This is a genomic window from Micromonospora sp. AMSO12t (genome assembly GCF_008806585.1).
Taxonomy (GTDB): domain Bacteria; phylum Actinomycetota; class Actinomycetes; order Mycobacteriales; family Micromonosporaceae; genus Micromonospora; species Micromonospora reichwaldensis.
Genome location: NZ_WAAS01000615.1, coordinates 1 through 461 on the forward strand (window position 1 = coordinate 1; position 461 = coordinate 461).

Below are 461 nucleotides of genomic sequence, written 5' to 3' on the forward strand. Positions count from 1 at the left end.
CGAGGCGATCCGCGCCCTCTCCATGGAGGGGCGGATGACGATCGCCAACATGTCCATCGAGTGGGGTGCCAAGGCCGGCATGATCGCGCCGGACGAGACCACCTTCGCGTACCTCAAGGGTCGGCCGAACGCGCCGCGGGGCGCGGACTGGGACGCGGCGCTCGCGTGGTGGCGGACGCTGCCCACCGACGAGGGCGCGCGCTTCGACGCCGAGGTGACCCTGGACGCCAGCCGGATCACGCCGTTCGTCACCTGGGGCACCAACCCGGGGCAGGGTGCGCCGCTGAGCGCGCCGGTGCCCGACCCGGAGGAGTTCACCACCGACTCGGAGCGCACCGCGGCCCGCCGCGCACTGGAGTACATGGATCTGCGCCCCGGCACGCCGCTGCGGGAGCTGCCCATCGACGTGGTCTTCGTGGGCTCCTGCACCAACGGGCGACTGGAGGACCTGCGGGCCGCCG

General features: G+C 73.5%; 1 protein-coding gene. It reads left to right on the forward strand.

Features of this window, described 5'->3' with window-relative positions; all coding sequences use genetic code 11:
- Positions 1–461 (forward strand): aconitase family protein (locus F6X68_RS33205; protein WP_255474831.1); only part of this gene is annotated, 461 nt, incomplete at both ends.